Origin of the sequence: Sphingomonas sp. (genome assembly GCF_965200105.1) — a bacterium.
Taxonomy (GTDB): domain Bacteria; phylum Pseudomonadota; class Alphaproteobacteria; order Sphingomonadales; family Sphingomonadaceae; genus Solisphingomonas.
Genome location: NZ_CBDATN010000003.1, coordinates 18,880 through 41,988, shown reverse-complemented (window position 1 = coordinate 41,988; position 23,109 = coordinate 18,880). Strand labels below are relative to the sequence as shown.

Sequence of the window (23,109 nt, the reverse complement as noted above, 5' to 3'; positions counted from 1 at the left end):
GAGAGTCGCCATGGCCACGCGCGCGATCGACGGCGGTTTTACGGGCCGGGCGGAAGGCTCGCCCGTCTCGTTGGACCACAAGGTCCACCCCGCCGGCGGCATCGCCTTCCTGGCGGTGCTGGTCGCGGGGCTGGGCTACGCGGCGTTCAGCATCTTCTCCGACACGCAGAATGTCGGCGAGCCGCTGGCGGTCGGCGCCTTCCTGTTCCTCGGGCTGGCGTTGGTGATCGCGCTCGGCTTCGAATTCGTGAACGGCTTCCACGACACCGCCAACGCAGTGGCGACCGTCATCTACACCAACTCGCTGAAGCCCGTGTTCGCGGTGATATGGTCGGGCTGCTGGAACTTCACGGGCGTGATGTTCTCGACGGGCGCGGTCGCCTACTCGATCATCACGCTGCTGCCGGTGGACCTCATCCTGGGCGTCGGCTCGGCGGGCGGCTACGCCATGATTTTCGCGCTGCTGATCGCGGCGGTGACGTGGAACCTCGGCACCTGGTGGTTCGGGCTGCCCAACTCGTCGAGCCACGCGCTGATCGGATCGATCCTCGGCGTCGGCCTCGCCAACCAGCTCCTCTCCACCGGCCCGGGCGGCACCTCGGGCGTTGAGTGGGGGCAGGCGAAGAACGTGCTGCTGGCGCTGCTCGTCAGCCCGATCCTCGGCTTCGTCGCCGCCGGCGCGCTGCTCTGGGTGATGAAGCGCGTCATCCGCGACAAGAAGCTTTACGAGCAGCCCGAAGGCGATACCCCGCCGCCCACCGGCATCCGCGCGCTGCTGATCTTCACCTGCACCGCCGTCTCCTTCGCGCACGGCAGCAACGACGGGCAGAAGGGCATGGGGCTCATCATGCTGATCCTGATCGGCGTCGCGCCCACCGCCTACGCGCTCAACCGCACCATGCCCGACAGCTCGACGCCAGCGTTCATCCAGTCGGCGACGAAGGCGCAGGGCGTGCTCGCCGCCAAGGCGGGCGGCGCCACCGTCGATCCTGCCAAGGCGGAGGAGACGCTGCGCCAGGCGCTGCGCACCCATCAGGCCGACAAGCCGGAGGTCTACGCCGCGCTTGCCGCCACCGCGACCGAGATCTCAACCGAGCTCAAGAACTACGGCTCGATCCGCCACGTGCCCGCCGCGCGCGTGAAGAACCTGCGCAACCAGATGTACGTCGAGTATGACACGCTGCGCCTGCTCACCAAGGATGCGGAGAAGGCGAAGGCCGATTTCCCGAACGGCGGCGACAAGGTGCTCAAGAGCTACGAGGATCTGCTGGAGAAGGGCACGCGGTTCATCCCCACTTGGGTGAAGGTGTCCGTCGCGCTGGCGCTGGGCCTCGGCACTATGGTGGGCTGGAAGCGGATCGTCCGCACGGTGGGCGAGAAGATCGGCAAGACGCACCTCACCTACGGCATGGGCGCGGCGGCCGAGCTGGTCGCCGCCTCCACCATCCTGCTCGCGCAGGTGAAGGGCATGCCCGTTTCCACCACCCACATCCTGTCGAGCGGCGTCGCCGGCACGATGGTTGCGAACGGATCGGGTCTTCAGGCGTCCACCGTGCGCAACATCGCGCTCGCCTGGGTGCTGACGCTGCCCGCCGCGATGGCGATCGCGGGCGCGCTCTACTGGCTGTTCCTCACGATCGTGCGCGCCGCCGGCATGTGATGTCGGCCCCATTGTGGGGCGGGAGAGCATGTGACAGGTTGATCCCGATGCCGTCGGGCCAGGACAGGAACGGGTGAACGCCGCCGGGCACGGCCTGCGGGCACGCGCGGCGACGGTGCGCGGGATCGTGGCCGACGCCGGGCTGGTCGCGCCCGAGGCGCTGGCGCGCGTCGATCGCGTCGCGGGCGAGACGGGGGAGCGCTTCGACGCGGTGCTGACTCGGCTCGGCCTGCTCAGCGAGAACCGGCTGCTGACGCTGGTGGCGGATCATACGGGGTTGTCCGTCGCCGATCCGGAGCGGCTGGCGGCGGCGCCGGCGACCAGCCTGTCCGCCGCCTTCCTGCGCGACGCGCGCGCGCTGCCGCTTGACGTGGAGGGGGAGGTGGCGGAGGTGGCCTTCGCCGATCCGCTCGATCCGTTCGCGGGCGACGCCATCAGCTTCGCGCTCGGCCGGCCTGTAACGCCGTGCCTGGCGCGCGCCAGCGACATCGAGGCGGCGATCGACCGGCTGCACGGCGCCGCCGCCGGCCGCGCCGGCAGCGAGGCGATCGCCGACGAGGCGGACCTGGAGCGCATCGCCGACCTCTCGTCCGACGCCCCCGCCATCCGCGCCGTCAACCGGCTGATCGCCGCCGCCGTCGAGCAGCGCGCCTCCGACATCCACGTCGAGCCGACGGACGATCGCGTATCCGTCCGCTTCCGCATCGACGGCGTGCTCGCCGAGCAGGAGGCGCTGCCCGTGCAGATGCGGAACGCGCTCGTCAGCCGCATCAAGATCATGGCCGGGCTCAACATCGCGGAGAAGCGCCTGCCGCAGGACGGGCGGATGCGGGCGGCGGTGCGCGGCCAGGAGATCGACCTGCGCGTCGCCACCGCGCCTTCGATCCAGGGCGAGAGCGTGGTGCTGCGCATCCTCGATCGTGCCAGCCTGCCGCTGGATTTCGCCTCGCTCGGCTTCGACGAGGGGATCGCGCAACGCTTCCTGCCGGTGATCCACCGCCCGCACGGCATCGTGCTGGTGACGGGGCCGACCGGCTCGGGCAAGACGACGACGCTCTACGCCGCGCTGGCGGAGCTCAACAGCGCCGCCGCCAAGCTGCTGACGATCGAGGATCCTATCGAATACCGCCTGCCCGGTGTGGTTCAGACGCAGGCGGCGCCCGCCATCGGACTGGATTTCGCCGCCGCGCTGCGCTCCTTCCTGCGCCAGGATCCGGACGTCATCATGGTCGGCGAGATCCGCGACGGCGAGACCGCGCAGGTGGCGGTGCAGGCGGCGCTGACCGGGCACACCATCCTGTCGACGCTGCACACCATCTCGGCATCGGCGGCGATCACCCGGCTGATCGACATGGGCACCGAGCCGTTCCTCATCAACTCGACGCTGAACGCGGTGCTGGCGCAGCGCCTCGCGCGGCGGCTGTGCGGCGAGTGCGCCGAGCCGTGGGCGCCGCCGCCCTCCGCGCTCGCGGCATTCGGGCGGCACGGCATGGCCTACGCGGAAGGTGCGTTCCGGCGGCCGGTGGGCTGCCCGGCGTGCAAGCGCACCGGCTATCGCGGCCGTATCGCGTTGCTCGAACTGCTTGTGATGGACGAGTGCGTGGCGGCGCTCGTCCTCGCCCGCGCCGAGGCGCGCGAGATCGAGCGGGCGGCGACGGCGGCGGGGATGCGGCTGCTCGTCGAGGACGGGCTCGCCAAGGCGGCGGCGGGGCTCACTTCGCTCGACGAGGTGCTGCGCGTCGTCAGCGCGGACACGGCGTGACGGGGCGTCGCTACGCCGTCGCCGTTGGCGGCGAAGATGCGGCTGATCGTCGCCGGCGGCCCCGCCAGGGGGGCCGGCCCGTCCTCGCAGAGCGAGGTGGTCCGCTACGGCGGCGTGGCGGTGTCGCGGCGTCGCGGCGTCGCGCGGTGACTGCCGCGGGTGGCACCTGGGCGGGCGTGCTCCACGCTGAGGACCGTAGGGCTGGCTCGGCAGCGGTGAGGGCGTGGCTGTTCGTCGACGGCGAACGCGCCGGCGCGGCGGGCCCGACAGCGGTGGCCGATGGGCCGCGCGTCGACGGCGGCGAGGCGGCATGACGGCATACCGCTACCGAGCGGTGGACGCCGCTGGCGGCACCTCCGCCGGCGCGCTCGACGCCCTCGACCGCGAGGCGGCGCTCGCCCATCTGCGCGCGCTCGGCCTCATGCCAATCGCGGTGGACGAGGGCGCCGCGCCGAAGTCACGGAGTCGCATCGGTGGAGCGGGACGGCGCGCGGCGGTGAAGGCGATCGGCGAATTGGGCGTGCTGCTCGGCGCCGGGCTGCCGATCGACCGCGCGCTGGCGCTCGCCATCGACAATATCGAGCATGCGGCAACGCGCACCCGGCTGGAGGAGGCGCTGCGCCAGGTGCGCGAAGGCGTGCCCTTGTCGCGCGCGCTGGGCCAGGCGGCGGAGCTGTTCCCGCCGATGGCGCAGGCGATGATCGAGGCGGGCGAGGCCAACGGCCGGCTGGCGGACGCGATGGCGCGGCTCGCCGCCACGCTGGAGGCGCGCGAGGAGATGCGTTCGATGATCGTGGGCCAAGCCGTCTACCCGGTGGCGCTGCTGGTGATCGCGGTGGGCGTGATCCTGCTGATGCTGCTGTTCGTGATCCCGCAGTTCGAGACGGTGTTCGCCTCCACCCCCAACGCCAAGCTGCCCGCCGCCTCGCTGGCGATCATGGCGGCGAGCCGCTTTACGCGCGATTACGGCCTCGTGATCCTGCTGCTGCTCGTGCTGGCGGTGCCGTTGGGCGTACGCGCGCTTCGGGCCGAGCGGGTGCGCGCGGGCGTCGATCGCATGCTGCTCGACGTGCCGCAGGTGGGCACGATCGTGCGCTACGCCGAGACGGCGCAGCTCGCCCGCACGCTGGGCGTGCTGGTGACGGGCGGGGTCGACCTGCCCGTGGCACTGGCGATGGCGCGGCGCTCGATCGGCAACCGCCACATGGGCGCGGCGGTGGATCGCGCCGCCACCACCCTGCGCGAAGGCGGCGGGCTCACCGCGCCGCTGGCGGCCACCGGCGTGCTGCCCCGCCTCGCCGTCGGCTTCCTGCGCACCGGCGAGGAGACGTCCAGCTTGGGGCCCATGCTGGATCGGCTGGCGGACGTGCTAGACCGTGAGGTGAGGCTCAGGATCGAGCGGCTGGTGGCGGTGCTGACGCCCGCGATCACCGTGCTATTGGGGGGCATCGTCGCCACGGTGATCGCCTCGATCATGACGGCGATCCTCGGCTTCAACGACCTCGCGCTGGGATAAGGCATGGCAGTCCGCAGGAAGAACGGCGAGGAAGGCTTCACCCTGTTCGAGCTGCTGGTGGTGCTCGCCATCTTAGGCTTGCTCGCCGCCATCGTCGGCCCGCCGGTGGTGCGCTACCTGGGCTCCTCGCGCACGCAGACCGCCAAGGTGCAGGCCAAGAACGTCGCCTCCGCGCTGGAACTCTACCGACTGGATGTCGGTCGCTACCCCACGGCGCAGGAGGGTTTGCAGGCGCTGGTGACGCAGCCGGTGCCGCCGCCGGTCGGCTGGAACGGGCCGTACCTCCCGCAGGTCAGCGCGCTCGTCGATCCGTGGGGCAAGCCCTATCGTTTTCAGGCGCCCGGCAAGCATGGCGAGGTCGACGTGTGGAGCGCGGGCTCGGACGGGGTCGAGGGCGGGACGGGCGAGGCCGCCGATGTCGGAAGCTGGTGAGCGCGGCTTCACGCTGTTCGAGATGCTGGTGGTGCTCGCCGTCCTCGGCCTGATCGGTGGGCTGGTGTGGCCGGCGCTGGCGGCGGGATCGCGCGGCCAGGCGCTACGCTCCGCCGCGAGCGGGGCGGCGGCGACGCTCGCGGCGGCGCGGGCGAAGGCGATACGCGCCGATGCGACGGTGTCGCTCCCGTCCGCAGGCTTCGGCACGCAGTCGACCGGCGTGACGATCGCGACGATGCCGTCCGCCGGCATCGTCTTCTTCCCGGACGGCTCGTCCACCGGCGGCATCGTCGACGTCGCCGGCCAGGGCGCGGGTTACCGCTACGCCGTCTCGCGCACCGGGATCGCGAGACCGGCGCCGCGATGAGCCGCGAGGAGGGATCGATCGTCATAGAGGCCATGGTCGCGGCGCTGATCGTCGCTGCTCTGGCGGGAACGCTGTTCGAGACGGTCGCCGCCAACGCGCGCACCGGCCGCCGCGTCGCCGAGGCCGAACGCGCGCTGCTCGTCGCCCGCTCGCGGCTCGCCGCCGCCGGCGTGGAGACGCCGCTCGCCACCGGCATCGTCGAGGGGCGCGACGGCGACCTCGCCTGGCGCGTGGCGGTGGAGCCCTATGAGGGCGACGGTGCCAGCGACGTCGATCCCGTCTCGCGCGTCACCGTCTCCGTCCGCGATCTGCGCGCGCGCGTGCCGCTCGCGACGCTGACCAGCCTGAGGATCGGCGGGTGAAGCGGGAAGAGGGTTTCACCCTCGTCGAGCTGCTCGTCGCGCTCGCGATCATCGCGGCGGTGGCGGGGCTGCTCTCCGCCACGCTGTGGTCGGGCGGCACGGCGTGGCGACGCGGTGCCGCCGTGGCCGGAGCGGGGGAGACGGTGGCGGCGGCGCAGGCGCTGCTGCGCGACCGGATCGAGCGACTGGCGCCGGAGGACGCCAACGCGCCCGGCGGCACCGCCTTGGTCGCGACGCCTGCACGCTTCGCCTTCCTGGCGCCGCCCGCAGGCGGAGAGGGCACGGGCGCGATCGGGCGCACGACGCTGGCGCTCGCGCCGGGCGGGCGGCTGATGCTGTCGCGGCTGCCGGTGCTCGACGGCGTAGCCGCCATCGCGCTGTCCTACTTCGGCGTGGCGGCGAACGATCCAGTGCCGCGCTGGCGATCCGCCTGGACAGGCGCCGATCCGCCGCGCCTCGTCCGGTTGCGGCTGCGCTTCGCCGGCGGCGACCTTCGCGTCTGGCCCGACCTCGTCGTGCGCGTCGGCGTCGACGCCGCCGCCGCCTGCCAGGTCGATCCCGAGCGGGGCACCTGCGCGTGAGCGTGCTCGACGCCGACATGGGCGAGGTGGGCCGCTGGATCGGCGAGGGCTGGCGCTGGTGGACGGGCGAACTCGCGGCGATGGTGCCGGCCCGCTGGCGGCGGCGGAAGCTGCGCGGGCCAATCGCGCTGATCGACGCGGCGGGTGGCGTGACGGTGACGCGCGGTGGTCGCCCGGTAGTGGTGCCGGCGGGGACGCCGGTGATCGCGGCGGTGCCGGAGCGCCAGGTGCTCGTCCGCACGCTGTCGCTGCCGCCGCTGGGCGACGAGGATCTGCGTCGGCTGGTGACGCTCCAGCTCGATCGGCTGATGCCGTTCCCGCCCGGCTCCGCGCTGACCGACATCGTGCCCGGCCCGGTGACGGACGGCGCGCGCACCGCGACGGTGGCGGCGCTGCCGGTGGCGCAAGCCGTCGAGGCCGAGGCGGCGGTGCGCGGGGCGGGGCTCACGCCCATCAAGCTCGGCGCGCGGCGCGCGGACGGCGGGGTGGCTTACGACTTCCTGCCCGCGCTACGTGCCGCGCGGGGCGAGCGCGATCCGCGCGCCGGGCGGCGGGCGTGGTGGCGGCTGGTGGCCGCGCTGTTCGCGCTCAACATCCTCCTGCTGATCGCCGCCGACATGCTGGCGCTCCGGAATGTCGAGCGGCTGGTGGGGAGCCACGCGCAGGCGGCGGACGGCGTGCGGCGCGCGCGCCGCCGCGTGCTCGACGAGGAGGTGGCGCGCCACGCGATGCTCGCCCGCCGCGTCGCGCGCGATCCGCTGGCGATCGTCGCCGACATAAGCCGGAAGATGCCGCCGGGCGCCAGCGTGCGTCGGCTGGCGATCGCGCCAGAGGGCATCCGCGTCGCCGGCGTCCGCCGCGCCGACGTCGACGTGCTCGGCGCGATGCGCGCCGGTGGTCGTTATCGCCAGGTCCGCAACGCCACCGCCGAGGTGCTGGCGGCGACGCCCGAGGGACAGCCCTTCGATATCGGTTTAGACTGGCCTTCGCGGCGATGAGGACGCTGGCGCCCCGCGAGCGGCGGCTCTCGGCGATCGCGCTGCTGACCTTCACGCTCGTGCTCGGCTGGGTGCTGATCGTCGCGCCGATCGTACGCGGCTTCGAGGATCGCGCGGAGCGCCGCCGCGAGCTGCTTTCGGCCTATGCCCGTGATGAGCGCGCGCTGGCGCAGGTCGCCTCCATCGGCCGCGCGGCGGCGGCGCAGCGCGGGCGTGCCGGGCTGTTCCGAATGGCGGCGGCCGATCAGCCCGCCGCCGCCGCGATGCTCGCCGAGCGGCTGGCGGCGGAGGTCGCGCGCGCCGGCGGCGAGATGCGCGGAGTGGAGGATCTCGGCGGGCCACCCGGCATCGCGCGCGCGCGCGTTCAGGCGGCGATGGCGCTGCCGCAGGCGGTGGCGCTGATCGCGCGACTGGAGGACACGCCGCCGTTGCTGCTGGTGGACGCCGCCGACCTGGTCGCGCATGATGCCGCCGACGAGCCGACCGCACGGCCACTGGATGTCCGCCTTGAAGTATCGGCTGCCTTTTCCTCGACCACGCCGCGATGACGGCACGCTGCCGCCCGCGCTCGCCGCCGCGGTGCTGGCGGCGATGCTGCTGCTCCAGCTCGTCGTGCCCCGCGCGGTAACGCTGCCCGAGCCGGGCGTGGTGCGTCCGTTCGCGCTTGAGCCGGCGCGGCTCACCGCGCTCGCGCCCGATGCCGCGATCCTCGCGCGGCCGCTGTTCGCGGCGCGCGTCGCGGCGGGCCCGGCGGTGGTCGAGGGACCGGTCGGTGGGGCGCGCGCGATCGGTGTGGTGGTGCGTGGTGGCGCGCGCAACGGCTTCGTGCAAGCGCCGGACGGAACCGTCGTCTCGCTGGCGCCGGGTGCGAGCTACCGCGGCTGGCGGCTGGTCGGCGTGCGTGCGACGGTGCTCCTCTTCCGGCGCGGCGGCGAGACCGCGACGTTGCCGGTGACGGCGGGCGCTTCGCCCACGCAGCCGCTCCCAGCACCGCCGGTTGCCGGGCGATGAGGCGGACGGGCGGAGTATGCGGCGCCGTGCTGCTGGGCGTGGCGGCGATGGCGTGCACGCCCAAGGCCCCGCCCACGAGCATGAGCGAGGCGGCGCGGCCGGGTATGCCCGAGTTCACCGGCGGCACACCGATGCTGCTGCCGCCGCCCGCCGCCGGCACCAGCGGTGAAGGAGATCGCGTCGTCCGCTCGTCGGTGATCGTGGGCACGCCGCCCACGCCGGCCTCCACGCCGCCGGTGCGGGCGCTCAAGTCTGGCGACGTCGCGCTCAACTTTCCCGGCGCCGATCCGCGCGCGGTGGCGCAGGCGGTGCTCGGCGACGTGCTGCGTCTGCCCTATCGCGTCGAGCCGGGCCCCACCGCCCCGGTGACGCTGGTGACGCCGCGCCCGGTCGCGCGGAGCGCCGTCTTCGCGCTGTTCGAGGACGCGCTACGCGCCAGCAACCTGGCAGTGGTGCGCGACGGATCGACCTTCGTCGTCGCGCCGATCGACGCCGCGCGGACGATAGCAGGGCCGGCCTCGCCCGGCGTGCCCGGCTTCGGCACCGAGGTGATCCCGCTCCAGTTCGTCTCCGCCGACGAGATGCGGCGGCTGCTGGAGCCGGTGCTGCCCGGCGTCGTCACCGCATCCGATCCGACGCAGAACAGCATCACCGTGTCGGGCACCACCGGCCAGCGTCAGAATGTCCGCGACCTGCTCCGCCAGTTCGACGTCAACTGGCTCAGGAACATGACGTTCGGCCTGTTCGTGCCGCAGCGCACCGACGCGCGGCTGATCGTGCCCGAACTCGACCGGCTGCTCAATGCGCCCGGCGCGCCCACAGCCGGTCTCGTCCGCCTGATCGCGATGGAGCGGCTGAACGGCATCCTCGCGATCACCCAGCAGCGCCAGTATCTGGAGGACGTGCGCCGCTTCATCGAGGTGCTGGATCGCGAAGGCGAGTCCAACGAGCGCCGGCTTTGGGTCTACCGCGTGCAGAACGGCCGCTCGAAGGATCTCGTCCGGACGATCAACGCGGCCTTCGGCCGATCGACCGGCACCGGCGATCAACCCGTCGCCGACGTGCCGCCGGGCGGCCCCGGCGACGCTCAGCCCTCGCCGCCGCCGCAGAGCGTCAACCCGCTCGCGCCGCCTCAGCCGGCCAACGCCGCGCCGCCCGTGGCCGGCGCCCCGGCCGCCACGCCGGCGGACGACAGCGTGCACGCGACGATCACCAGCGACGAGGCCAACAACTCGATCGTCGTGTTCGGCACCCAGCGCGACTTCGCGGTGATCGAGGATGCGCTGCGCAAGCTCGACATCCTGCCGCAGCAGGTGATGATCGAGGCGGCGATCACCGAGGTGACGCTAAACGACAACATGCGCTACGGTGTTCAGTGGAGCTTCGACACCGGCCGCAACAACTTCGCGCTCACGGAAGGCACGACGGCGGCGCCGGTGCGCCAGTTCCCCGGCTTCTCCTACTTCTACGGCGGCAACTCGATTTCCGCGACGCTGAACGCGCTGGAGCAACGGACCCACATCAACGTCATTTCCGCGCCCAAGCTGATGGTGCTCAACAACCAGACGGCGGCGTTGCAGGTGGGCGATCAGGTGCCCGTCGCCACCCAATCGGCGGTCGGCGTCGTCACGTCGAACTCGGCGATCGTCAACTCGATCGAATACCGTGACACCGGCGTGATCCTGCGCATCACCCCGCGCGTGAACGCCAGCGGGCTGGTGTTGCTCGACGTCGCGCAGGAGGTGAGCGCCGTCAGCCCGGCTTCGACTACGACTTCGGCGACCAGCAACTCGCCGACCATTTCCACGCGTCGTATCTCCACCTCGGTGGCGGTGCAGGACGGGCAGGTGATCGCACTGGGCGGCCTGATCCGCGACAGCCGGACGCGCGGGCGGGACGGCCTGCCTTACCTCTCGCGCATCCCCGTCGTCGGCGCGCTGTTCGGGCGGCAGGACAATCTGCAGGATCGCACCGAGCTGCTCGTCCTGCTGAAGCCGCATGTCGTCCGCACGCCGGAGGATGCGAGCGCGATCACCGACGAGCTCCGCTCCAAGATCCGCAGCGTCGAGCCGATCCGGGGCCGCACTGTGCAGCCGGTGACGCGCACGTTGCCGTGATCGGCGGGCCGCCTTCCGCCGGGTCGCGGGAGGAGGGCGAGGATCCCGAGGCCGGCTTCGCGCTCCTCGTCGCGGTGCTGGCGATGGCGCTGATCGCGGTGGTGGCGGCGGGCGTGATCGCATCGACGCGCGGCACGCTCGATATCGCGGGCGCCGAGCGGCAGCGCGCGCGGCTGGAGGCGGCGGCGGACGCCGGCGTGGTGCTCGCCGTCCGCGCGCTGTCGATGACCGAGCGCGAGCGGCGCTGGGCGCCCGACGGGCGGCACCGGCTGCGCTTCGACGGGATCGAGATCGACGTGAGCCTGGAGGACGAGCGCGGCAAGATCCCGCTCAACGCCATCGACGAGCAGCAGGCACGCCGCATGTTCGAGGCGGCGGGGGCGGAAGGCGAGGCGCTGGACGCGGTGAGCGACGCCTTCCTGGATTGGCGCGATCCCGATGGCAACCCCCGCCCGCATGGCGCGGAGGCGGCCGCCTATGTCGGGCTCGGCCGGAGCCCGCGCAACGGCCCGTTCCGCTCGATGGACGAGCTCGGTGGCGTGCGCGGCGTGACGCCTGCGATGGTCGCGCGGCTGCGGTCGGCGGTGACGGTGATCGGGGCGGAAGGCGAGGGCTTCGACGAACGCTACGCGCACCCGCTCGCGCTCGGCGTCATGGGGGTGGGCGCCGCGAGCGCGATCGAGCGAGAGCGTGAGATCGCGGGCGAGCGCCCGGTGCTGCCGCTTCAGGCCGTGGAGAGTCTCGTCGGGCGCGGCATCACCATCCGCGTCGAGGCGCGGGACGGGCAGGGCGGCCGCTACCGCAAGGCCGAGATCGTGCAGCTCACCGGCCGCCGCGATCCCGCCTATCTGGTGCGCGCGGTGGAGTAGCTCAATTCGTCCGCACCGCGACGCCGCCGCCCGCCACCGGCGTCAGCACCGCCGCCGTCAGACCCCAAACCGACAGCGTCGCGGTGCGGGGCGCGTCGCGTGGCCCGTCGGCTGCCGCAACCGCCGCGCCGCCGCCCGCGCCGTAGAAGATGTGCTGACCGATCTGCGTCACCCGCGTGAGTCGCGCCGCCCAACCAGGATGCACGTAACCCGCATGGTAGTTGAGCGCGGTGCCCACCGCCGACGCTGGCAGCCCGCCGTCGATCGCCAGCGTCGCGATGCGCACCGCGCCCGCCCAGCTCGCGCCCGGCTTCCACCGCGCCATCGCGCCGTCGCAGGTGAAGGTGAACTGACAGCCGGTGCGTCGCTCGGAACCCTGGTACACCACGCCGCACACCGTCTTGGGATAAGCGGGGTCGCGCAGCCGGTTGAGCACCACCTGCGCCACCGCCTCCTGCCCCGCCTGCGGTTCGTGGCCCGCTTCGTAGCTGATCGCCTGCGCCAGGCACTGGAGCGCACGCTCCCGCTCGCCGCCCGTCAGGCCGAGCCCGGTGGCGACGCCGGCCGTCGGCAGATTGCCCCCTGCATGCGCGGGCGCGCAGGCGAGCGCCGCCCCAACCATCCCGCCAAGAGTCCTCCAGCCGCGCAATCGCCCGTCCCCGATCCTGCCGCGTAGAGGCCATGTCGAGGCGGATTTTGCAAGCCACGGATCGCGTCGGCTAGGCGGTCGCCGGTCCGGCCGCGAGGGCGGCCAGCAGGAGCGCGCCGAGAGGACCCGCGTCTCCGCCGAGCGCCGCCGGCACGATCATCGTCGCGATCGTCTCGGCGGTGACGAAGGGCAGGTAGCCGCCAAGCTTGGCGACGATGCCGGCGCGCACCAGCGGCAGGAGCTGCGGCTGGCCAAGCCCGACGCCGCCGCCGACCACGATCGCGGCGGGGGCGAGCGTGGTCAGCAGCGCGGCGAAGCCCTCAGCCAGCGCGTCTGCAACCAGCGACCAGGCCGGATCGTCCGGCGGCAGTGCGTCGGCCGGGCGGCCGGCACGCGCAGCGATGGCAGGGCCGGAGGCGAGGCCCTCCAAGCAGTCGCCGTGGAAGGGACAGCTCCCTGCGAAGCCATCGCCCGCCAGTCGCCGCACGCGCAGGTGCCCGGCCTCCGGGTGCATCCGCCCCGAGACAGGCGCCCCGTTCGCGACGAGCCCCACGCCGATGCCGGTGCCGATCGTCACATAGGCATGGTCGGCGAGGCCGCGCGCCGCGCCCCAGCGCCCTTCCGCCAACGCGGCGGCGGTGACGTCCGTGTGGAGGCGCGCGGGCGCTCCCGCCGCTTCGGCGAGGGGGCGCAGCACGTCGGCTCCCGCCCAGCCCGGCTTGGGCGTCGCCAGCATCCGCCCGTGCTCGGCCGACGCCGGGTCGAGCGCGACGGGGCCGAAGCTCGCGACGCCCAGCCCCGCCAGCGCGCGGTCGCGCCGCCACTCCGCGAGGCGGTCCGCCACCGCAGCGAGCGTCTCGGCCGGGGTGGTCGTCGGCACCGTCAGCCGATCGACGATGTCGCGATCGCGGCCGAGCACCGCCACCGTCTTGGTGCCGCCGAGCTCGACGCCTGCGAAGAACGCATCGTCCGCCACCTCAGGCTCCCATCAGGTGCGCCGCGATTTCGCGCCTGTGCGGCCGCCGCCGATGCTCGAACAGGTAGAGCCCCTGCCAGGTGCCGAGCACCATGCGGCCGCCCGCGACGGGTATGGCGAGGCTCGTCGCGGTTAGCGCGGTGCGCAGGTGCGCGGGCATGTCGTCCGGCCCCTCGTCGTCATGCTCGTAGCCGGCGCCCTCAGGCGCCAGCCTCTCGAAATAGGCGGCGATATCGCGTCGCACCGCCGGCGCGGCATTCTCTTGAACGAGCAGCGATGCCGAGGTGTGGCGGCAGAACAGCGTCAGCAGCCCTTCGTCGACGCGTCTCTCCGCCAGCCAGCGCGCCACCTCTTCGGTGAACTCGACGAGGCCCTTGCCGCGCGTCTCGATCGTGAAGCGGGTCGAGGCCTGGCGGAGGGGAGCGTCGCTCATCCTCCTGCAAACGCGGCGGCGCGCGCGTCCGATCCCGAGCAGTCGTCGCCGATCCCCGTCGCGATCCCCGGCATCGGTGCGCAAGGCCAATTTGGGCCACGCCGGTCGCGGCTCATGATCCGAGCCGGCGCTCACAACCCGTTGGCGGTCGTGCAGTTGCCCTTGTTGGGATGGGTCGCGTCGGGCGAGACGTTGAAGTCCTTGCTGCGCGCCCGGAAGGCGGCGGTGCGGGTGATCGTGGCGGGCAGGCGCAGCAGCTCGTTCATGCGAAGCGGGAAGAGCGCGGCATACCGGTAGCTCACCTGCGCGTGGATCATCACCTCGTCCTTGGTGAGCGTGCGCGCGTAGACCGGCGTCGTGCTGGTGGTGGCGCAGCCCAGCACCGGCGCCGCGGCGATGAGCGCGCCGTCGAACTGCTGGTTGATGATCTGGTTGGCCACCACGCCGTCGCCGTCGGGATCGACGCCCTTGATGACGGTGAGCACCGCGCGGCCGGCGTTGCGGATGTCGTAGGGCTTGGCCGAAACGTCGAGCGCCGTGAACAGGTCGTACACCTGCGTCTCGGTCGCCGCGATCGGGCCGTCGCCATTCTGGGCGAGCAGGTCCGCCAGCATCGTCGCCATGCGCTGCACCTTGTTGGTGGCAAGCTCGTAGTTGGCGATCTCGAGCCCGCCCATCATCAGTGCGAGCAGCACGGGCAGGACAAGCGCGAACTCGACGAAGGCGACCGCGCGATTGTCGCGCGCGAGGTGCCGGATCACGACGTCTTCACCGGCTCGTTGCGCGTGACGACGGTGGCGGTCAGCGACTGGTAGGTCTTGCCGGTGATCCTGCTCATCCAGGTGAACAGGTAGGCACCGGGAAAGGTGGCGGTGTAGCTGACGACATCGCCGGTGCCGCCCTCAGTGCCGCTCTTCGCGATTGCGGCGTCCCAGCGACCGTTCCCGTTGCGATCGGTGAACGTTTCGGCGGCCTGGTTGCCGCTCGCCGCGTCATAGACGCCGTTGCCGTTGCGATCGACGAAGGGCTCGGGTTGCGAGCTCGTGAAGTCGGCGTAGACCGTGGTCGAGATGGCGAGCGACCGCCCCGACGCGATCGCATAGTCCGCCATCGCACGCGTGACGTAGGCGCGCATCGCCGTGTCTCGCGCGGTCTCCGAAGACTCCTGCGATGCCGACGAGGCGCGCGCCGCCTCCAGCAGCGCGCCGTTGAGCGACGTCTGCTCCATGTAGAAATGGCCGAACTCGATCGTGCCGCAGATCAGCGTGATGAGCACCGGCGCGATGAGCGCGAACTCCATCGTCGTGGTGCCGCGACGATCGCGCCGGAGACCGCGTCGCGTCATTGCGTGAGATGCAGGTCGATGAGCTCCTGCGCGATCGTGGTGAAGGCCGAGTTGATCGCGGTCGTGCTCGTCGTCTCGAAATAACCGCCGGTCGCGCAGCCCTGGAACATGGAACGGGTATCCGAATTCATGTCGTTGCCGCCGCGATTGAGCGCGACGATGAAGATCAGCGGCGGGTTGGTCTCCGCCTTGGCCGCTTCGCACGTCTTCTTGAAGCGCAGCTCCTCGGCGGACTTGAACTTCGAGTAGTCCGTGTCGTTGATCAACGTCTTGTCGACCGTCGCGCCATAGGCGGTGTAGAAGCGATCATTATAGTTGTTCCCTTGGATCAGGTCGGTCCTACCGTCCGTCATGAACACGATCGCGCGCTTCGGCTTCTCGGTCGTCGGATTGGTGCGGGTGAACACGTCGTCGCGCACCAGCAGCCGGTAGCCCCACAGGAAGCCGATATGGTGCATGGTGCCGATCGCGGGGGTAACGGGCGCGACCTTGTTGTCGATAAAATTGTCGTAGGTGCTCTTGGTGCGGCCATAGCCGACCTCCATGCCGGCCTCGGGGCATTGGAAGTTCGGCGACGGCGGTGCGGTATCCTGCCAATTGCCGGAGCTGCTCTTGCTACCCTGCACCTGGTAGGCCGACGGCTGCCTCCAATAGGAAGTCTCGGACACGTGCGGGATGCGTGAAGTCACGATCTTATACTTGGCAAGGTTGCCAGGAGCGGCCGGATCGAAGTTTGACGCCGGTGCCCAGTAAGTTGTCGTGTTACTCGCGTCGTTTGTGTTGTTGGTTACCACCACATCATTACCGACGCCTGCGTACCCGTCGTTTAGTCCGATGTAGAACTTGTAGAAATATGGTTTAGCGTAATTTTGATTCGCCACAAAGTCGAAGATGCTGCTGCCATAGCCCGCATCCATGAGGAACATGTTGTTCGCGATGTCCATGCCCGGCAGGACCTTATAGTAGTTGCTGGTGGGATCGTTCGCGTTGTTAAGGCTGTAGGGCAGGTACACCGGGGGATAGAAAAAGGGGGTGATCGCCGGCATGTTGCCCTCGCCGGGCAGCGTGCGCTGGATGTCGTAGGCATCGCTTTCCTTGACGGAAAGATTTGAACTCATGTCGACATGTGTCGGATCGTCCGCGACGCAGCCCTTCCAGGCGAGCGGCTGGCTCGGCCAGGTAAAATTGACCTGTCCGGAATATGGCCCAGCGGAGGTGAAGCCGATGAGCTCCTTCACCGACACGCCGTACTTCTTCAGGATGTCGCCGACGTTGGTGGTGACGGTATAGTTGATGATGCCCATCGCCAAGTCCGAGCGCGTGGTCGAACCCTGGTATAGCGCGGTGATGAAGTTGTGCATCGACGTCTTGAGCGCGTCCATGCTGGTGTTGGTGCCGTCCAGCATGTTCGCCATCGAGCCGGTATTGTCGAGCACCACCATCACTTCCAGCGGGCGCGGCTGAAGTGACGCCTTCGCTATGACCGAGATGCGCTGGGTGCGCTTGCCGAACAATTGCATGAACGCCATCGGCAGATCGCCCTGCGCGGTGACGGTGGTCTGGTTCACGCCCGCCACCGTCTGGAACAGCGGCGTCGGCGAGATCGTCGGCATGCCCATGTAGCCGTCGGGAAAGTTGCCCGTGAAGTAGGCGCTCACCTGATGGTTGCGATCGCTCGACGTGCCGTCGGTGTTGTTGAACGCGCGCGCCCCGGCCAGGGCCGCGGCATCGACGCCCGCCTGCATCTGGCTCTTCGCGATGTAGATGCGGCCGAGATCCGTCGCCGAGCCCACCGCGCCGATCATCGGCAGGATGCTGGCCGCGACCAGCGGTAGGCTCGCCCCGCGTTCCGAACGCCACAGCGCGCCGGCGCGCGCGCGCGCGGTCGCCACAGCCGTCTTCGTCCGCGATAGAGCTTTCCGGAACATCGTCGATCCCGGTAGCGGGCGATGGGTTAAGGAATCTTCCATGGCCGACCTGTCCGATCCCGATCGCGCGCTGGCGCTTGCCACCGTGCCGCCCGCCACGCGGCAGGCGGTGGCGGTGCTGTGGGCGCTGGACGAGCGGTTGGCAGGGATCGTGGCGGCGACGCGCGAGCCGGCATTGGGGCTGATGCGGCTGGTCTGGTGGCGCGACGCGCTCGACGCGCTGGCGGCCGGTGCGCCGGGTGGCGAGCCGCTGCTCGCCGCCTGCGCCGCGGCCGGGCTCGACGGGCCCGCGCTGGCCGCGACGGCGGCCGGGTGGGAGGCACTGCTCGACAATCCAGAAACCGGCGACGCCGCCGTCGCCGCCCACGCCGTCGAACGGGGCGAGAGGCTGTTCCTCCTCTCGGGTGCTCTGATCGGTGCCGCCCACGCTGAGGAGGAGCGGTTGCGTGCGGCGGGCAATGGCTGGGCGCGGGTCGACTGCGCGCGGCGGCTCGGGCGGACGGCGCGCGCGGCGGCGATCCGCGCGGGTGCCGTCGCAGCCTTGGAACGCGCGATGGCGGAGCGGTGGCCGCGTCGGCTGCGGCCGCTCGGCCAGCTCGCGGCGCTGGCGCTCGCCGACTGCGGCGGTTCCCCGCCTGCCGGTCGGGCGCGGGCGCTTCGCGTGCTGCGCCACCAGTTGACGGGCCGCTGAAGGCTTGGCGGCGGCGGCGACGCGCATTACCCTGGCGTCCGATGGGGAGCGGCCTGACACGATATCTCGCGGGCGTCGCGTCGGCGCTGCTGCTGGTGGCGGCCGGTTTCTTCCTGTGGCGCGCGCTTGCTCGCGACGGCACCGCCCCCGCGCTCCCGCAGCCGTTGGCGCAGGTGGCGGCCGCCGGACCGGAAGCGCCGACCGCGGCGGACGCCCCGCAGGCAACCGAGGCGACGCGCGAGGAGAAGCGCTTCCACCGCTACGACCATGACCGCGACGGCAAGGTTTCTCGCGAAGAGTATCTCGCCGCTCGCCGCAAGGCGTTCGCGCGGCTGGATCTCAACCATGACGGCGTGCTGCAGTTCGACGAATATGCCGCGAAGGCGGGAGCCAAGTTCGCCGGCGCCGATGCCGACAAGTCCGGCGCGCTCGACGCCGCCGAGTTCGCGACGACGCGCGTCGTCCGCAAGGCCAAGCCGCGCTGCCCGCCCGCGCAGGCCACGTCGCCCGCGCGGGACGACGCCGACGAGGGTTGATCGAGGGGCTAGGCGGGCACCGCCTCCGCGCCCGCTCGCCACTCCGCCAGCGCCTGCGTGGCGCGCGCTGTCATCAGTGTCTTGCGATCGGCCTTGCGCGCGCGGCCGTCGAGCGGCGGGAACAGGCCGAAATTGACGTTCATCGGCTGATAGTGCTCGGCCTGCGCGCCGCCGGTAATGTGGCCGAGCAGCGCGCCCAGCGCGGTCTCGGCCGGGGGCGGCGCGAGCGCGCGGCCGTGGCGCTCCGCCGCCGCGAAGCGCCCGGCGAGGAGGCCGATCGCCGCCGACTCGACATAGCCCTCGCAGCCGGTGATCTGGCCTGCGAAGCGGATCGCCGGCCGCGAACGCAGCCTGAGCTCGCCGTCGAGCAGTAGGGGCGAGCGGATGAAGGTGTTGCGGTGCAGCCCGCCCAGTCGCGCGAACTCCGCCTTCTCCAGCCCGGGGATGGTGCGGAAGATACGCACCTGCTCGGCATGGCGCAGCTTCGTCTGGAAGCCGACGATGTTCCACAGCGTGCCCAGCGCATTATCCTGGCGAAGCTGGACCACGGCGTGCGGCCAGCGCCCGGTGCGCGGATCGTCGAGGCCGACGGGCTTCATCGGCCCGTGGCGCAGCGTCTCGCGCCCGCGCTCCGCCATCACCTCGATCGGCATGCAGCCGTCGAAATAGGGCGTGTCGCGCTCCCACTCGCGAAACTCGGTCTTGTCGCCGGCAAGCAGCGCGTCGACGAACGCACCATATTGGTCGCGGTCCATCGGGCAGTTGATGTAGTCGTGGCCTTCGCCCTTGTTCCAGCGCGACTGGAACCAGCACACGTCCATATCGATCGTGTCGCGGTGCACGATCGGTGCGATTGCGTCGAAGAAGGCGAGTGCGTCGCGACCCGTCTCGGCGGCTATCGCGCCGGCGAGGCCGCTGGCGGTAAGCGGCCCGGTCGCGACGATCGCGGGGCCGTCGGGAAGCGCGTCGATGCGCTCGCGGACGAGCTCGATCAGCGGGTGCGCCGCGATCGCGGCGGTGACGCCCTCCGCGAAGCCGTCGCGATCGACCGCCAGCGCCGATCCGGCGGGTACGCGGTGACGATCCGCCTGCGCCAGGATCAGCGAGCCCAGCGCGCGCATCTCGGCATGGAGGAGTCCGACGGCGTTGCGCTCCGCGTCGCCCGAGCGGAAGCTGTTCGAGCAGACGAGCTCGGCGAGCTGATCGCCATGGTGCGCGGGCGTCGCCTCCACGCCCCGCATCTCCGACAGCCGGACGCGCAGGCCCGCTTCGGCGAGCTGCCATGCGGCCTCCGATCCGGCGAGGCCGCCGCCGATGACGTGGATATCGTGCATCGCCACCCCCTAGCGCAGCGCGACACCGGGCGGAACCGGCCGTGCAGAGGGCTCGTTCGGCCGGCGACAGGGGAGAGCGACCACGGCCGATACCGTCGACACGCCTACCGTCGCCAGCGTCGCGGCGCCGCCATCGGCGTGGGGCTGGGTGCTCGCCAGCGGCGTGGCGATGGTGGTGGCCGGCATCGTCGCACTGGCGGCGCCGATCGGCACCTCGCTCGTCGTCACGATCGCGCTTGGATGGATCCTGACGATCTTGGGCGTCGCCGGGATCGTCATGGGGCTGCGCGCGCACACCGCGCACCGCCGCTCGCTTGACCTCGTCTACGGGGCCGCGTCGCTGGCGATCGGGCTGGTGGCGCTACTGGAGCCCGCCAGCGCGACGGCGGCGCTGACGCTCGGCTTCGCGCTGTGGCTGGCGGTGCGTGGGCTGGCCGAGCTTGTCGGCGCCACGCGGGCGGGGCAGGGGCGTATCCGCACGCTCCTCATCGTGGCAGGTCTGGTCAACCTGCTGCTCGCGGCGGCACTGCTCGCCTCCTGGCCGTTCCCCGCGATCGAGGTGATCGGGCTGTTCGTGGGGCTGAGCCTGATGATCGCGGGCGTGGTGGCCATCGCGACCGCGATGCAGCTCCGCCGGCTCGCGTGAGGCTGTTCACGATCGGCTATGAGGGCGCGACGCAGGCCGATCTCGTCGCGGCGCTGGAGCGGGCGAGCGTGCGCCGGCTGGTCGACGTCCGCCAGCTGCCGCTGTCGCGCCGCCCCGGCTTTTCTAAGACGCCGCTCCGGCTGGCGTTGGCGGAGCACGGGATTGACTACATACACTTGCGCGCGCTCGGCACGCCACCCGCCGGGCGCGAGGCGGCGCGGCGTGGGCGGTACGAGGAGATGGCGACGATCTACCGCGCGACGCTCGCCCATCCGGACGCGCTCGCGGCAGCGGCGCGGTTGCGTGACCTAGCGGCGGACATGCCCTCGGCGCTGCTCTGCTTCGAGCGCGAGCCGGCGCATTGCCACCGAAAGGTGCTGATCGACGAGGCACTGCCCGACGCGGAGGTCGAGCATCTCTTCGCCTGAGCGCCGGCTCAGCCCTTCTTCAGCGTCGAAGGATTGTGCGCGGCCTTGGCGCCGCTGTCCGTCTTCACGACTACCTTCGGGTCGTCCTCGGATGCCTTGAACTTATTGCCCTTGATGGTGACGTCCGATGTCACCTTCTTCTCGACCGTGCCGTGGGCGGTGCCGCCGTGGCTCTTCCACGTCACCTTGTCGCCCTTCTTCACGTCCGCCATTATCGTCTCTCCCGTCACCGGCGAGTGAGCGCGCGGGCGTCTTCGCGGTTCCGTCCCGCGCCGGGACATGGGTCGCCAAGTGACAGGCGCCGATCGTCCTTCCTGACGTTTAATCTACCATGATGATCGAAGCAGCCGCCATCGCACCACCCGTGCTTGTCGCCGACGCCGTCGTCGAGCCGCAGGAGGGCACGCCGCGCTGGGCGACGCTCGCCGCCGACCTGCGCTTCTTCCTGATCTGCTACTTGGCGGGGCTGATCGTCTTCCTCGTCATGTTGAGCTGAGCGCACCGTCGCAGGCGCGGTGCAGCCGCCACGCGATGGCGGCTGCCGCCACGCTGCCCGCCGCCACCAGGAACAGCGTGTCCGCGACCGGCACGCCCAGCCGCACCGCGCCCGCGAACAGCAGCGATCCCGCCACCATCGCGCCCGAGTTGACGATGTTGTTCGCCGCGACCGTGCGTGCGGTGTGCAGCTTGTCCACCGTGGTGGTCAGGAAGGCGTAGAGCGGCACCACGAACATGCCACCGAACACCGACAGGCCGAACAGGTCTACGAGCAGGTGCACCGCCTCGTGCCGCCGCAGGAACCGGGCGATATCCGCGACGTCGTCGAGCGCCTGCCAATGCCCGCACACGTTGCGCAGGTCGACCAGGAACAACCCCATCAGGATCGACGCCGCCGCCGCGTAGCGCGCCGAGACGGTGCCGCCGAGAAGGCGGTTGATCGCGAGCGATCCGCACGCGACGCCGATCGAGAAAATCGCCAGGAACAGCGTCGCCACCGATTGGTCGGCCTGGAGCACATTCTTGACGAGCGGCACGAACAGCGCGGAGAGCACCGCCGCCTGCATCCAGAAGGCGCTGATCGCCAGGACGGCGAGCAGCAGCCGAGGCACGTGCAGCGTTTCCGACACCAGCCGTATCGAAGCCCGTACGACGTGGAAATCGAGCGGCTTCCCGCGCTCGCCGGGCGGCGCCGCGGGGATCTGCGTCGCCGCCACTCGCCCCATCAGTGCGACACCGAGGACGCCGGCGGCCGCCGCGGATGGCGGAATGATTCCGCCCACCAGGATGCCGAGCAGCACGGCGGTGTAGGTTCCCGCCTCGACGAGGCCGGTGCCGCCCAGCACCTCGTCGGCGCGCAGGTGCTGGGGTAGCAGCGCGTACTTGATGGGTCCGAAGAAGGTGGAGTGCATCCCCATCGAGAACAGCGCGGCCAGCAGCACCGGTACCGACTGGATCATCAGCCCGGCCGCGCCGACGAGCATGATGACGATCTCCAGCGTCTTTACCCAGCGCGTCACCATCGCCTTGTCGCGACAGTCCGCGAGCTGGCCGGCAAGCGCGGAGAACAGGAAGAACGGCAGGATGAACAAGCCGTTGGCCAGCGCATTGAAGGCGGCTTCACGGTGCGGATCGGAGAAGACGCGATAGGTGACGAGCATCACCATCGCCGTCTTGAACAGGTTGTCGTTGAAGGCGCCGAGAAACTGCGTGACGAACAGCGGCAGGAAGCGCCGCCGCGCCAGGAGATGGAAGGAAGCCTGCATTCGGAACCGAGAACCCTGTCTGCCCCGACGCCCCGCATAGCGCGACGGGATCGCTCCGCCAATCGCCTGGCGGGATCGCCTCGCCTTGCGAGGTTCAAACGCCGTCCGATCCGGGCTAGGCAGGGGGCGGCCATGCTGTCGCTGCCCAACATCCTCACGCTGTCGCGCATCTTCGCGGTGCCGATCCTGGTAGCGCTGCTGTGGCATCCGGGCTGGCTCGGCTATATCCTCGCCTTCCTGCTCTACTGCGTGGCGGGCGTGACCGACTATCTCGACGGCTATCTCGCGCGCGCGCAGGGTGCGGTGTCCAGGCTGGGCGTGTTCCTCGATCCGATCGCGGACAAGATCATGGTCGCCGCCGTGATCGTGATGTTGATATCCACCGAACAGGCGCTGGGCGGGCACCCCGTGGTGGCCGGGTGGCACGTGATGGCGGCGCTCGTCATCCTGCTGCGCGAGATTGCGGTCTCCGGCCTGCGCGAGTTCCTCGCCGGCGTTTCGGTATCGGTGCCGGTGTCGCGGCTCGCCAAGTGGAAGACGGCGTTCCAGATGGTGGCGCTGGGCGCGCTGATCCTCGCGGGCGCGACGCCGCACGCGCCTTGGGTACACATCGTCGGCTTGGCCTGCCTCTGGGGCGCGGCGGCGCTCACGCTGGTGACGGGGTGGGACTATCTGCGCATCGGCCTCCGGCACATGGATTGACGC

28 protein-coding genes are annotated in these 23,109 nt (G+C 71.3%); 19 read left to right on the top strand and 9 right to left on the bottom strand.

Annotated elements, in window-relative coordinates; all coding sequences use genetic code 11:
- Positions 1-10: 10 nt before the first annotated feature.
- From ACOFKX_RS12865 to ACOFKX_RS12805, 13 genes are all read left to right on the top strand, one after another.
- The gene (locus ACOFKX_RS12865; RefSeq protein WP_419827483.1) at positions 11-1,660 is read left to right on the top strand and encodes an inorganic phosphate transporter; all 1,650 of its coding nucleotides are present in this window, start codon (positions 11-13) and stop codon (positions 1,658-1,660) included.
- Positions 1,661-1,733: 73 nt separating this feature from the next.
- On the top strand, positions 1,734-3,422 hold the full coding sequence (locus ACOFKX_RS12860; RefSeq protein ID WP_419827482.1) for a GspE/PulE family protein: 1,689 nt from the start codon (positions 1,734-1,736) through the stop codon (positions 3,420-3,422).
- A gap of 146 nt (positions 3,423-3,568) precedes the next feature.
- Positions 3,569-3,736, top strand: a complete 168-nt coding sequence (locus ACOFKX_RS12855; RefSeq protein ID WP_419827481.1) for a hypothetical protein — start codon at positions 3,569-3,571, stop codon at positions 3,734-3,736.
- On the top strand, positions 3,733-4,938 hold the full coding sequence (locus tag ACOFKX_RS12850; protein ID WP_419827480.1) for a type II secretion system F family protein: 1,206 nt from the start codon (positions 3,733-3,735) through the stop codon (positions 4,936-4,938). Before ACOFKX_RS12855 ends, ACOFKX_RS12850 begins: the two co-directional genes overlap by 4 nt.
- A 3-nt stretch (positions 4,939-4,941) precedes the next feature.
- The gene (gspG, locus tag ACOFKX_RS12845; protein ID WP_419827479.1) at positions 4,942-5,370 is read left to right on the top strand and encodes a type II secretion system major pseudopilin GspG; all 429 of its coding nucleotides are present in this window, start codon (positions 4,942-4,944) and stop codon (positions 5,368-5,370) included.
- Positions 5,354-5,737: a type II secretion system protein gene (locus ACOFKX_RS12840; RefSeq protein WP_419827478.1), complete on the top strand. Its 384-nt coding sequence runs from the start codon at positions 5,354-5,356 to the stop codon at positions 5,735-5,737. The genes gspG and ACOFKX_RS12840 overlap by 17 nt, the downstream gene beginning before the upstream one ends.
- Positions 5,734-6,099 carry a hypothetical protein gene (locus ACOFKX_RS12835; protein WP_419827477.1) on the top strand — a complete coding sequence of 122 codons (366 nt, stop codon included), beginning with the start codon at positions 5,734-5,736 and terminating at the stop codon, positions 6,097-6,099. Before ACOFKX_RS12840 ends, ACOFKX_RS12835 begins: the two co-directional genes overlap by 4 nt.
- Entirely contained in the window at positions 6,096-6,680 is a 585-nt protein-coding gene (locus tag ACOFKX_RS12830; RefSeq protein ID WP_419827476.1) for a prepilin-type N-terminal cleavage/methylation domain-containing protein, read from the top strand. Before ACOFKX_RS12835 ends, ACOFKX_RS12830 begins: the two co-directional genes overlap by 4 nt.
- Complete coding sequence (locus tag ACOFKX_RS12825; RefSeq protein ID WP_419827475.1) at positions 6,677-7,678, top strand: hypothetical protein; 1,002 nt, start codon at positions 6,677-6,679, stop codon at positions 7,676-7,678. Before ACOFKX_RS12830 ends, ACOFKX_RS12825 begins: the two co-directional genes overlap by 4 nt.
- Positions 7,675-8,226, top strand: a complete 552-nt coding sequence (gene gspM, locus ACOFKX_RS12820) for a type II secretion system protein GspM (RefSeq protein ID WP_419827474.1) — start codon at positions 7,675-7,677, stop codon at positions 8,224-8,226. The genes ACOFKX_RS12825 and gspM overlap by 4 nt, the downstream gene beginning before the upstream one ends.
- Positions 8,186-8,689 (top strand): hypothetical protein, encoded by a 504-nt coding sequence (locus tag ACOFKX_RS12815; protein ID WP_419827473.1) that lies wholly within the window; start codon positions 8,186-8,188, stop codon positions 8,687-8,689. The genes gspM and ACOFKX_RS12815 overlap by 41 nt, the downstream gene beginning before the upstream one ends.
- Complete coding sequence (gene gspD / locus ACOFKX_RS12810; RefSeq protein WP_419827472.1) at positions 8,686-10,806, top strand: type II secretion system secretin GspD; 2,121 nt, start codon at positions 8,686-8,688, stop codon at positions 10,804-10,806. Before ACOFKX_RS12815 ends, gspD begins: the two co-directional genes overlap by 4 nt.
- Positions 10,803-11,675, top strand: a complete 873-nt coding sequence (locus tag ACOFKX_RS12805; protein ID WP_419827471.1) for a general secretion pathway protein GspK — start codon at positions 10,803-10,805, stop codon at positions 11,673-11,675. Before gspD ends, ACOFKX_RS12805 begins: the two co-directional genes overlap by 4 nt.
- 1 nt (position 11,676) lies before the next feature.
- Here the strand turns inward: ACOFKX_RS12805 and ACOFKX_RS12800 are convergent, their stop codons facing one another.
- The 6 genes from ACOFKX_RS12800 to ACOFKX_RS12775 all read right to left on the bottom strand — a co-directional run bounded on the left by ACOFKX_RS12800 (position 11,677) and on the right by ACOFKX_RS12775 (position 16,970).
- Entirely contained in the window at positions 11,677-12,297 is a 621-nt protein-coding gene (locus ACOFKX_RS12800; protein ID WP_419827470.1) for a cell wall hydrolase, read from the bottom strand.
- Positions 12,298-12,394: 97 nt separating this feature from the next.
- Positions 12,395-13,300 (bottom strand): ROK family protein, encoded by a 906-nt coding sequence (locus ACOFKX_RS12795; protein ID WP_419827469.1) that lies wholly within the window; start codon positions 13,298-13,300, stop codon positions 12,395-12,397.
- Between the two features lies 1 nt (position 13,301).
- The gene (locus ACOFKX_RS12790) at positions 13,302-13,733 is read right to left on the bottom strand and encodes a secondary thiamine-phosphate synthase enzyme YjbQ (protein ID WP_419827468.1); all 432 of its coding nucleotides are present in this window, start codon (positions 13,731-13,733) and stop codon (positions 13,302-13,304) included.
- 131 nt (positions 13,734-13,864) lie between these two features.
- Positions 13,865-14,494, bottom strand: coding sequence for a TadE/TadG family type IV pilus assembly protein (locus tag ACOFKX_RS12785; RefSeq protein ID WP_419827467.1), 630 nt, complete (start codon positions 14,492-14,494; stop codon positions 13,865-13,867).
- Positions 14,491-15,078 (bottom strand): TadE family protein, encoded by a 588-nt coding sequence (locus ACOFKX_RS12780; protein WP_419827466.1) that lies wholly within the window; start codon positions 15,076-15,078, stop codon positions 14,491-14,493. The genes ACOFKX_RS12785 and ACOFKX_RS12780 overlap by 4 nt, the downstream gene beginning before the upstream one ends.
- Positions 15,075-16,970, bottom strand: a complete 1,896-nt coding sequence (locus ACOFKX_RS12775; RefSeq protein WP_419827465.1) for a TadE/TadG family type IV pilus assembly protein — start codon at positions 16,968-16,970, stop codon at positions 15,075-15,077. Before ACOFKX_RS12775 ends, ACOFKX_RS12780 begins: the two co-directional genes overlap by 4 nt.
- 76 nt (positions 16,971-17,046) lie before the next feature.
- On the opposite strand from ACOFKX_RS12775, the gene ACOFKX_RS12770 reads away from it, so the two are divergent.
- Entirely contained in the window at positions 17,047-17,697 is a 651-nt protein-coding gene (locus ACOFKX_RS12770; protein WP_419827464.1) for a squalene/phytoene synthase family protein, read from the top strand.
- Between the two features lie 41 nt (positions 17,698-17,738).
- Positions 17,739-18,233 carry an EF-hand domain-containing protein gene (locus ACOFKX_RS12765; RefSeq protein WP_419827463.1) on the top strand — a complete coding sequence of 165 codons (495 nt, stop codon included), beginning with the start codon at positions 17,739-17,741 and terminating at the stop codon, positions 18,231-18,233.
- 8 nt (positions 18,234-18,241) lie between these two features.
- Here the strand turns inward: ACOFKX_RS12765 and trmFO are convergent, their stop codons facing one another.
- Complete coding sequence (gene trmFO, locus ACOFKX_RS12760) at positions 18,242-19,567, bottom strand: methylenetetrahydrofolate--tRNA-(uracil(54)-C(5))-methyltransferase (FADH(2)-oxidizing) TrmFO (protein WP_419827462.1); 1,326 nt, start codon at positions 19,565-19,567, stop codon at positions 18,242-18,244.
- A gap of 148 nt (positions 19,568-19,715) precedes the next feature.
- Here trmFO and ACOFKX_RS12755 point away from each other — a divergent pair, with 148 nt between their 5' ends.
- On the top strand, positions 19,716-20,213 hold the full coding sequence (locus tag ACOFKX_RS12755; RefSeq protein WP_419827461.1) for an HdeD family acid-resistance protein: 498 nt from the start codon (positions 19,716-19,718) through the stop codon (positions 20,211-20,213).
- Entirely contained in the window at positions 20,210-20,641 is a 432-nt protein-coding gene (locus ACOFKX_RS12750; protein WP_419827460.1) for a DUF488 family protein, read from the top strand. The genes ACOFKX_RS12755 and ACOFKX_RS12750 overlap by 4 nt, the downstream gene beginning before the upstream one ends.
- An 8-nt stretch (positions 20,642-20,649) precedes the next feature.
- Here ACOFKX_RS12750 and ACOFKX_RS12745 read toward each other — a convergent pair whose 3' ends face one another.
- On the bottom strand, positions 20,650-20,853 hold the full coding sequence (locus ACOFKX_RS12745; protein WP_419827459.1) for a DUF2945 domain-containing protein: 204 nt from the start codon (positions 20,851-20,853) through the stop codon (positions 20,650-20,652).
- A 119-nt stretch (positions 20,854-20,972) separates the two neighbouring features.
- On the opposite strand from ACOFKX_RS12745, the gene ACOFKX_RS12740 reads away from it, so the two are divergent.
- Positions 20,973-21,137, top strand: a complete 165-nt coding sequence (locus tag ACOFKX_RS12740) for a hypothetical protein (protein WP_419827458.1) — start codon at positions 20,973-20,975, stop codon at positions 21,135-21,137.
- Here the strand turns inward: ACOFKX_RS12740 and ACOFKX_RS12735 are convergent.
- Positions 21,124-22,404 carry an MFS transporter gene (locus ACOFKX_RS12735; protein WP_419827457.1) on the bottom strand — a complete coding sequence of 427 codons (1,281 nt, stop codon included), beginning with the start codon at positions 22,402-22,404 and terminating at the stop codon, positions 21,124-21,126. The genes ACOFKX_RS12740 and ACOFKX_RS12735 overlap by 14 nt on opposite strands.
- Positions 22,405-22,536: 132 nt before the next feature.
- Here ACOFKX_RS12735 and pgsA point away from each other — a divergent pair, with 132 nt between their 5' ends.
- Complete coding sequence (pgsA, locus tag ACOFKX_RS12730) at positions 22,537-23,106, top strand: CDP-diacylglycerol--glycerol-3-phosphate 3-phosphatidyltransferase (protein WP_419827456.1); 570 nt, start codon at positions 22,537-22,539, stop codon at positions 23,104-23,106.
- The last annotated feature ends 3 nt before the right edge of the window (positions 23,107-23,109 follow it).

What these genes read in the sequence shown, in the direction of transcription:
- ACOFKX_RS12800 (WP_419827470.1), bottom strand. Translation starts at nt 12,297, where the DNA reads ATGGTTGGGGCGGCGCTCGCCTGCGCGCCCGCGCATGCAGGGGGCAAT.
- ACOFKX_RS12865 (WP_419827483.1), top strand. Translation starts at nt 11, where the DNA reads ATGGCCACGCGCGCGATCGACGGCGGTTTTACGGGCCGGGCGGAAGGC.
- ACOFKX_RS12735 (WP_419827457.1), bottom strand. Translation starts at nt 22,404, where the DNA reads ATGCAGGCTTCCTTCCATCTCCTGGCGCGGCGGCGCTTCCTGCCGCTG.
- pgsA (WP_419827456.1), top strand. Translation starts at nt 22,537, where the DNA reads ATGCTGTCGCTGCCCAACATCCTCACGCTGTCGCGCATCTTCGCGGTG.
- ACOFKX_RS12790 (WP_419827468.1), bottom strand. Translation starts at nt 13,733, where the DNA reads ATGAGCGACGCTCCCCTCCGCCAGGCCTCGACCCGCTTCACGATCGAG.
- ACOFKX_RS12840 (WP_419827478.1), top strand. Translation starts at nt 5,354, where the DNA reads ATGTCGGAAGCTGGTGAGCGCGGCTTCACGCTGTTCGAGATGCTGGTG.
- ACOFKX_RS12745 (WP_419827459.1), bottom strand. Translation starts at nt 20,853, where the DNA reads ATGGCGGACGTGAAGAAGGGCGACAAGGTGACGTGGAAGAGCCACGGC.
- ACOFKX_RS12835 (WP_419827477.1), top strand. Translation starts at nt 5,734, where the DNA reads ATGAGCCGCGAGGAGGGATCGATCGTCATAGAGGCCATGGTCGCGGCG.
- gspD (WP_419827472.1), top strand. Translation starts at nt 8,686, where the DNA reads ATGAGGCGGACGGGCGGAGTATGCGGCGCCGTGCTGCTGGGCGTGGCG.
- gspG (WP_419827479.1), top strand. Translation starts at nt 4,942, where the DNA reads ATGGCAGTCCGCAGGAAGAACGGCGAGGAAGGCTTCACCCTGTTCGAG.
- ACOFKX_RS12740 (WP_419827458.1), top strand. Translation starts at nt 20,973, where the DNA reads ATGATGATCGAAGCAGCCGCCATCGCACCACCCGTGCTTGTCGCCGAC.
- ACOFKX_RS12765 (WP_419827463.1), top strand. Translation starts at nt 17,739, where the DNA reads ATGGGGAGCGGCCTGACACGATATCTCGCGGGCGTCGCGTCGGCGCTG.
- ACOFKX_RS12850 (WP_419827480.1), top strand. Translation starts at nt 3,733, where the DNA reads ATGACGGCATACCGCTACCGAGCGGTGGACGCCGCTGGCGGCACCTCC.
- trmFO (WP_419827462.1), bottom strand. Translation starts at nt 19,567, where the DNA reads ATGCACGATATCCACGTCATCGGCGGCGGCCTCGCCGGATCGGAGGCC.
- gspM (WP_419827474.1), top strand. Translation starts at nt 7,675, where the DNA reads ATGAGGACGCTGGCGCCCCGCGAGCGGCGGCTCTCGGCGATCGCGCTG.
- ACOFKX_RS12770 (WP_419827464.1), top strand. Translation starts at nt 17,047, where the DNA reads ATGGCCGACCTGTCCGATCCCGATCGCGCGCTGGCGCTTGCCACCGTG.
- ACOFKX_RS12780 (WP_419827466.1), bottom strand. Translation starts at nt 15,078, where the DNA reads ATGACGCGACGCGGTCTCCGGCGCGATCGTCGCGGCACCACGACGATG.